General features: G+C 78.3%; 8 protein-coding genes. 3 read left to right on the top strand and 5 right to left on the bottom strand.

Annotated elements, in window-relative coordinates:
* Window positions 1–669, top strand: a 669-nt coding sequence (locus tag FA014_RS16630; protein WP_328288217.1) for an alpha/beta hydrolase family protein, incomplete at its 5' end; no start/stop codon positions are given.
* Between the two features lie 79 nt (window positions 670–748).
* On the opposite strand, the gene FA014_RS16625 is transcribed toward FA014_RS16630, so the two are convergent.
* The 3 genes from FA014_RS16625 to FA014_RS16615 all read right to left on the bottom strand — a co-directional run bounded on the left by FA014_RS16625 (window position 749) and on the right by FA014_RS16615 (window position 3133).
* On the bottom strand, window positions 749–1228 hold the full coding sequence (locus tag FA014_RS16625) for a heme-degrading domain-containing protein (protein ID WP_154730759.1): 480 nt from the start codon (window positions 1226–1228) through the stop codon (window positions 749–751).
* A gap of 61 nt (window positions 1229–1289) precedes the next feature.
* The gene (locus FA014_RS16620; RefSeq protein ID WP_154730758.1) at window positions 1290–2033 is read right to left on the bottom strand and encodes an SAM-dependent methyltransferase; all 744 of its coding nucleotides are present in this window, start codon (window positions 2031–2033) and stop codon (window positions 1290–1292) included.
* A gap of 56 nt (window positions 2034–2089) precedes the next feature.
* Window positions 2090–3133 (bottom strand): FAD-dependent oxidoreductase, encoded by a 1044-nt coding sequence (locus FA014_RS16615; RefSeq protein ID WP_419178422.1) that lies wholly within the window; start codon window positions 3131–3133, stop codon window positions 2090–2092.
* 89 nt (window positions 3134–3222) lie between these two features.
* Between FA014_RS16615 and FA014_RS16610 the strand changes: the two genes are divergently transcribed.
* Window positions 3223–3903, top strand: a complete 681-nt coding sequence (locus FA014_RS16610; protein WP_154730756.1) for a helix-turn-helix domain-containing protein — start codon at window positions 3223–3225, stop codon at window positions 3901–3903.
* 8 nt (window positions 3904–3911) lie between these two features.
* Here the strand turns inward: FA014_RS16610 and FA014_RS16605 are convergent, their stop codons facing one another.
* Both FA014_RS16605 and FA014_RS16600 read right to left on the bottom strand, forming a co-directional pair.
* Complete coding sequence (locus tag FA014_RS16605) at window positions 3912–5084, bottom strand: SLC13 family permease (RefSeq protein ID WP_154730755.1); 1173 nt, start codon at window positions 5082–5084, stop codon at window positions 3912–3914.
* Window positions 5085–5128: 44 nt separating this feature from the next.
* Complete coding sequence (locus FA014_RS16600) at window positions 5129–6361, bottom strand: AGE family epimerase/isomerase (protein ID WP_154730754.1); 1233 nt, start codon at window positions 6359–6361, stop codon at window positions 5129–5131.
* 306 nt (window positions 6362–6667) lie between these two features.
* Between FA014_RS16600 and FA014_RS16595 the strand changes: the two genes are divergently transcribed.
* Window positions 6668–7315: LacI family DNA-binding transcriptional regulator (locus FA014_RS16595; RefSeq protein ID WP_154730753.1), on the top strand; the 648-nt coding region annotated here is incomplete at its 3' end.

Raw genomic sequence — 7315 nt, 5'->3', positions numbered from 1 at the left:
CACCGCGCGGGTAGCGTGCCGGGCGTGAGCGCCGCCGTCCTCGATGTCCCGACCCCGCAGGGTCCCGCCCGCGCGCACCTGCACCTGCCCGCCCGCGTCGCGCCCGGCGACGACGGCCGGGTGGTCGTCCCCGGCGCGCTGGTGCTCGGCCACGGCGCCGGCGGCGGGATCGACGCGCCCGACCTGCGCGCGGTGACGGACGCCGCGACGGCCCTGGGGCTCGCGGTCGCGCTCGTCGAGCAGCCGTACCGCGTCGCCGGCAAGCGGGTCGGCCCGCGGGGCCCGGCGCTGGACGAGGCGTGGACCGCGGTCGTCGCGCACCTGCGCGCGCACGCGCTCGACGCCCCGCTGGTCACGGGCGGACGGTCCGCGGGCGCCCGCACCGCCTGCCGCACCGCGCTGGCCACCGGCGCGGCCGGGGTCCTGTGCCTCGCGTTCCCCACCCGGCCGCCGGGCCGGCCGGACGCGCCGAGCCGGCTGCCCGAGCTCGACGGCGCGGGGGTGCCGGTCCTGGTGGTCCAGGGCAGCACCGACCCCTACGGCACCCCGCCGCCGTCGCCGACCCGCACCGTCGTCCCGGTCCCCGGCGACCACTCCCTGAAGAAGGATCCGCGGTCGCTCGCGGCGGCGGTCACGGCCTGGCTCCCCACCGTCCTCCCGGTCCCCTGACGCCCGGGTCGAGGGTGTCCCGCCGGACGCGGCACGGAACCCCTCGACCCCGCCGGGAACGCTCGACCTCGCGCGGGCCTCAGCCGTCGAGGAAGGTGCGGACCGCCTCGGTCACCAGGGCGTGGTCGTCCGCCTGCGGCAGGCCCGAGACCGTCACCACGCCCACGACGCCGACGCCCTCGACGTGCACCGGGAACGCCCCGCCGTGCGCGGCGTACTGCTGGAGCGGCAGCTCGTGCACGGCGCCGAACGTGGTGCCCTTCGCCCGCGCCCGCAGGCCCTGCAGGTAGGACGAGGTGCCGAACCGCTCGACCACCCGGACCTTACGCTCGATCCACGAGTCGTTGTCGGCGGCCGTGCCGGGCCGGGCGGCGTGGAACAGCTGCTGCGCGCCGCGCCGGATGTCCACCGTCACGGGCAGCCCGCGCTCGGTCGCCAGCCGGACCAGCAGCGTGCCGAGCTCCCACGCGTCGTCGTTGGTGAAGGTGGCGAAGCGCAGGTCGCGCTCCTGCCGCTCGACCTCGGCGATCAGGGCCCGGACCTCGGTGTCGTCGCTCATGGTCGCGATCCTGCCACCCGCCGGGGCCGGGGTCGGCGCCGGCGGGCGGCAGGGGGTGCGGTCAGCGGCGGCGGACCGCCCGCACGACGGTGTCCCGGATGGTGATCTCCCGGCCGTCGGGGTCCGTGGCCGTGCGGGGCCGCGCCTCGGCGACCGGGACGTCCCAGGCCTCGGGGTCCAGCGCGGCCACGACCTCCTCGGGGTCGAAGAACAGCTCGGGCAGGTCCGGCCGCCCGACGGTGGTCCGCAGGTCGCTCGCGTGGTGCGCGACGACCAGCAGGGTCCCGCCGGGGGCCACCGCCCGCGCCATCCGCGCGAACGCCAGGGCCCGCACCGCGGGCGGCAGGTGCAGGAAGTGCGTGGTCACGAGGTCGTACCCGCCGTCCCCGGCCTCCCAGGTGGCGATGTCGACGCGCTCGGTCCGCACGCGCGCGGCGACCTCCGGCCCGGCCTGCGCCGCGGCGGCCTCGACCCGGTCGAGCGCGGTCTGCGCCAGGTCGACCGCCGTCACCGCCCACCCGCCCCCGGCGAGCCACAGCGCGTCGCCGCCCTCCCCGCACGCGACGTCGAGCGCGCGGCCCGGCGCGAGGGCGCCGACCTCGTCGACGAGCTGCGGGTTCGGCCGCCCGCTCCACACCTGCGGCGCGGAGCGGTACCGGTCCTCCCAGAACTCCCGGTCGTGCCGCACCTCGCCCGGGTGGCCGCCCGGTGCGTGCCCGCCGTGCCCCGCGTGCCCGCCGCGTGCCGTGTCCCCGCCGTGCCCCGTGTCCCCGCCGTGCGCGTGCGCGCCCTGTCCGTGCCCCATGCCCCGCTCCTCCTCGTCGCCGCGGGTCCGCCCCGCGGCCTCGTCGTCCCGGCCGGTCACAGCCCGACCGCCCCGTCGCCCGCCCGCCGTGCGGCGAGCTCGCGCTCCGCGCGGCCCGAGAACGGCGCCGCCTGCTCCGCGCGGTACCGCGCCACGGCGGCCGCGGCGTCCTCGGCGACCAGCTCGGCGACGAGCGCCGCGCCCGCGGTCAGGCCGGCTGCCGCGGCGACCTGCACCTGCGCGCGCAGGTCCGTGGTGTTCCCGGCGACGCGCACGCCCGGCACGCTCGTCGCCCCGTCCGGCGCCGCGACGACGCGCGTCCCGATCACGCGGTCGCCCATCGACACCGGCTCCGTCGGCAGGCCCAGGCCCTCGAGGCCGTCGAGCCGCGCGCCCAGGCCGGTCGCCACGACCACCGCGTCGCACCCCAGCACCGTCCCGGTCGCGAGCCGCACCCCGGTCAGCACGTCGTCCACCACTTCCAGGCCCGCGACGGGGCCGTCCACGACCCGCACGCCGAGGGCCGCGAGCCGCTCCCAGTCGTCGTCGGACAGGCCGTCGCCAGCACCCGCCCCGGCGCCCAGGAACAGCGTCACGTCCGCGGTCCACCCGCGCCACAGCTGCGCCTGGTGCACCGCCAGCGGCCCGGACCCGAGCAGGGCGACCGCCCGGTCCCGGACCTCCCAGCCGTGGCAGAACGGGCAGTGCAGCACGTCCCGGCCCCACCGCTCGGCGATCCCCGGGACGTCCGGCAGCGCGTCGACCAGCCCGGTCGCGACCAGCACCCGCCGCGCCCGGACGACCCGGCCGCCCGCGAGCGCCGCGCGGAAGCCGTCGCCGTCGCGCCGGACGTCGACCACCCGGTCCTCGACGACCCGGGCGCCGTACCCCTCGACCTCGGCGCGGCCGCGCGCCAGCAGGTCGGCGGGCGGCAGGCCGTCCAGCCCGAGGTAGGCGTGCATGTGCGCCGCCGGCGCGTTCCGGGGCGCGCCGTCGTGCACCAGGAGCACGCTCCGGCGCGCGCGGGCCAGGGTGAGCGCCCCGCTCAGCCCCGCCGCACCGCCGCCGATCACCAGCACGTCGTCCTGCTCGGTCACCATCGGGTCCTCCGTCCTCTCGTCGTGGTGTCCACGGTGCGGCCGGGGGCGCGCGCTTGACAAACGTCGTTGCCGAGTCGGCAAATGGGGGCATGGCCGAGCCCCGCAGACCGCGCACCCCCGCCGCGCCGGCGCCCGCCGCGCCGGCCGCCCCCGCCACGACCGCCGCCCCCGCCGGCAGCACCGCCCCGGGCGACCTGGAGCCCGTCCTCGAGGCCGTCGGCCCGCGGCTGCGCGACCTGCGCCAGCGCCGGGGCGCCACCCTCGCGGACCTGTCCCGCAGCACCGGGATCTCCGTCAGCACGCTGTCCCGGCTGGAGTCCGGGCAGCGCCGGCCGACGCTGGAGCTGCTGCTGCCGCTGGCGCGGGCGCACCAGGTCCCGCTCGACGAGCTCGTCGGCGCGCCCGAGACCGGGGACCCGCGGGTGCACCTGTCGCCGGTCGAGCGGCACGGGGTCACCTACGTCCCGCTCAGCCGCCGCCAGGGCGGCCTGCAGGCGTACAAGCAGGTGTTCCCGGCGGGGCACAACCCCGGCCCGCCGGAGCCGCGCACCCACGAGGGCTACGAGTGGATGTACGTGCTGTCCGGCCGGATGCGGCTCGTGCTCGGCGAGCACGACCTGATGGTCGAGCCGGGCGAGGCGGTCGAGTTCGACACCCGGATCCCGCACTGGTTCACCAACCCGGGGCCGGGCGCCGCCGAGGTGCTGACGCTGTGGGGGCCCCAGGGCGAGCGCATGCACGTGCTCGCCCGCTCGACCCGGAAGGGCTGACCCGGGGCTCAGGCCACCGCGACGAGCGCCAGCACGGACGCGACGACGCACAGCGGCGCGAGCCACAGGCCCTGCACCAGGAACGCCCGCACCGGCACGTGCACCAGCGCCTGCCGGCACCGCCGCCACCACAGGACGGTCGCGAGCGAGGCCCACGGGGTGAGCAGCGGCCCGACGCCCGTCCCGATCAGCACCGCCGCGAGCCGCCGGACGTCCTCGCCCGCCACCGGCTCGAGGAGCAGGTACGCCGGGAGGTTGTTCACGGCGTTGGCCACGACCGCGGACAGCCCGGCGACCCCGAGCAGCGCGCCGGCGTCCCCGCCGGCCGGCGCCGCGTCGAGGACCCAGTCCCCCAGCCCGCGCACGTGCAGCGTCTCCACGACCACGAACAGCGCGCCGACGACCAGGATCATCCGCCACGGGACCAGGTCCCGGGCGCGGCCGGGCAGCGGCCGGCGCCGCACGGCGGACGCCGCCAGCAGCACCGCGGCCGCCCCCAGCGCGACCGCCCACACGGGCAGGCCCGCGACGAACCCGACCGCCATCACCGCGACGGTCACCCCGGTCGCGACGAGCAGCGGGCGGTCGGGCGGGGTGTACCGCGCGCCGGGCTCGAACCGGCCGCGCAGCTCCCGGCGCCCCCGGACCGCCAGCACCGCGACGGTCACCAGCACGGCCGCGAGCGCCGGCGCCCACATCACGCCGAGGTAGCTCGCCTCCTGCTCCGCGAACCGGTGGTCGGCGAGCAGGTTGGTCAGGTTGGACACCGGCAGCAGCAGCGACGCGGTGTTCGCGAGCGCCACCACCGTCAGCACGAGCAGCAGCGGCGACGTCCGGGTGCGCCGGGCCAGCGTGATCGCGAGCGGCGTCAGCAGCACGGCCGTGGTGTCGAGCGACAGCAGCACGGTCGACGCCACGGCGATCGCGACCAGCAGCAGCCAGAGCAGCCAGCGCCGTCCGCCGGCGGCCCGCGCGGCCGCGTCCGTCGCGACGTCGAACAGCCCGGCGGACCCGCACAGCTCGGCGACGACGGTGAGGGCGGCGACGAACAGCAGCACCGGCCCGACGCGCTCGGCGAGCGCCCAGGCGTCGTCCCGCGGCAGGGCGCCCGTGAGCAGCGCGGCGGCGGCCGGCACCACGGCCACCGCCCACCACGGGACGGCACGCCGGAGCCTGGGCACGGCGGAACTCTAGGTGCCCCGGCGCGCCCCCGCGCGACGATCCGTCAGTCGAGCAGCCCCTGCGCCAGCGCGGGTGCGAGCACCGGCGCGAGCGGCAGCCGCGGGATCAGCGTGGCCTGCACCGCGTGGTACAGGTCCGCCTTGCCCTCCCAGACGGTCCGCGACACGCGGTTGTCCGTGCCGAGCTCGTGCCACCAGGACCCGCCCGACCGGTCGACGAGGAACTCCTCGGCGTAGTCCCACCAGGTCGCGTACCAGTCGTCGAACCGCTGCTCGCCGGTCGCGGCGTGCAGGGCGGCGGCCGCGGCGATGCCCTCGGCGGCGACCCAGTGCATCCGCTCGCGCACCACCGGCCGGCCGGACCAGTCGACGGTGTAGACGAAGCCGGGCGCGCCGTCGACGGCCCAGCCCTCGCGGACCGCCGCGTCGAACAGCGCGGTGGCGTCCTCGAGCATCCAGGCGGGCGCGACGTCACCGGCGGCGGTGAGCGAGGCGCGGGCGTGCAGGGTGAGCCGGGCCCACTCGAGCCAGTGCCCGACGGTCGCGCCGTACGGCCGGAAGGGGTGCGCGGGGCTGTCGGCGTTGTACTCGAGGTCCGCCTGCCACCGCGCGTCGAAGTGCTCCGGGATCCGCCAGCCGTTCTCCCGGGCGAAGCCGTGCACCACGCGGGTGAGGATCCGCACCGCGCGGTCCAGCCACACCCGCTGCCCCGTCACGCCGTGCGCGGCGAGGTAGGCCTCGACGGTGTGCATGTTCGCGTTGACGCCGCGGTAGGCGTCGAGCTCGGTGAAGGTGCGGTCCCACTGCTCGACGGCCATCCCGGCGTCCTCGTCCCAGAACCGCCGCTCGGAGACGTCGAGGGCCTCGCGCAGCAGCGCCTGGGCGCCCGGCCGGCCCGCGGCGACCGCCGAGGACGTGGCGAGGACGACGAACGCGTGCGGGTACGCGGCCTTGGCGTCGTCGCGGGGGGTGCCGTCGGCGTTCACCTCGGCGTACCAGCCGCCGTGCTCCGGGTCGCGGAACAGCCCGTCGAGCGCGGCCAGGCCGTGGTCGACCAGCGGGGCGGAGCCCGGTCGCCCGAGGAGGTGGGCCAGCGCGTAGACGTGCGTCATCCGGCAGGTGATCCACAGCTCGGCGGGCCCCGGCAGCGGGCGTCCCACGTCGTCCAGGCGGAGGAACCCGCCGGACGGTGCGGCGGACGCCGTCCCGAAGGCGAGCAGGCGGTCGGTCTCGGTCTCGAGCCAGCGGGCGTGCGCGGGCGTCGTCAGCCACGTCATGGGTGTCACCCTAGTCACACCGGTGCCCCGGGCACGCCCGCGGCGCGGCCCCGCGGGCGCCTCCCGGCTCCCCCGCCCGCGGGCGTCCCCGCAGCCTGCGGCGGTGCGACCGACCACCCGGTCGCGATGTGCACGAACGTGCAGGCAGCGGCCGCCCCGCCCGGTTCGTCCGAGTCGTCCTGGCCCTTTGACAGCGCGGCCCGGGGCCCACCAGAATCGTCGCGGATTTGACCGGTCAAAGTGGCTCCGTCGGTCCGCACGCCGCACCGCACCCACCCCCCGCACGGACGCCACGAGGACCGCCCCATGCCCACCGCCGACGACACGCGCAGCCGCCCGCACGCGACGCGGGTGACCATCCGCGCCGTCGCGGAGCACGCGGGCGTGTCGCGGCAGACCGTGTCCAACGCCCTGAACGCCCCGGACCGGCTGTCGCCCGGCACCCTGGAGCGCGTGCGCCGGTCGGTGACCGCCCTCGGCTACCGACCCGACCACGCCGCCCGCGCGCTGACCTCGCGCCGGTCCGGCCTCATCGGCATCCGCGTCGGGTCCACCGCGCACCGCACGGCCGCGCACCCGGACCGGCTGCTGCACGAGCTGGTCGCGGCGGCCCGCCCGTACGGCTACCGGTTCCTCGCGTTCGACGCCCCCTACGGCGACGACGCCGCCGAGATCGCCGCCTACGACGAGCTCCTGGCCGCGGGCGACGTCGACGCGGTGCTCGTCGCGGACACGCACCCCGGCGACACCCGGCCGGCGTGGCTCGCGGTGCGCGGCGCACCGTTCGTGGCGCACGGCCGGCCCTGGGGCGACCCGGACGCCGGCCACCGCTGGGTCGACGTCGACGGCGCCCTCGGCGTGCGGCTGGCGGTCGAGCACCTCGCGGAGCGCGGCCACCGCCGGATCGGGTTCGTCGGCTGGCCCGCCGACGGCGCCGGCGGCGACGCCCGGCGC

Origin of the sequence: Cellulomonas hominis (genome assembly GCF_005239125.1) — a bacterium.
Classification (GTDB): Bacteria; Actinomycetota; Actinomycetes; order Actinomycetales; family Cellulomonadaceae; genus Cellulomonas; species Cellulomonas hominis_A.
This window is presented reverse-complemented; position numbering and strand designations above follow the sequence as displayed.

Excerpts from the sequence above, each read along its gene's own strand:
- FA014_RS16625 (WP_154730759.1), bottom strand. The coding sequence starts at position 1,228 with ATGAGCGACGACACCGAGGTCCGGGCCCTGATCGCCGAGGTCGAGCGG.
- FA014_RS16620 (WP_154730758.1), bottom strand. The coding sequence starts at position 2,033 with ATGGGGCACGGACAGGGCGCGCACGCGCACGGCGGGGACACGGGGCAC.
- FA014_RS16615 (WP_419178422.1), bottom strand. The coding sequence starts at position 3,133 with ATGGTGACCGAGCAGGACGACGTGCTGGTGATCGGCGGCGGTGCGGCG.
- FA014_RS16610 (WP_154730756.1), top strand. The coding sequence starts at position 3,223 with ATGGCCGAGCCCCGCAGACCGCGCACCCCCGCCGCGCCGGCGCCCGCC.
- FA014_RS16600 (WP_154730754.1), bottom strand. The coding sequence starts at position 6,361 with ATGACGTGGCTGACGACGCCCGCGCACGCCCGCTGGCTCGAGACCGAG.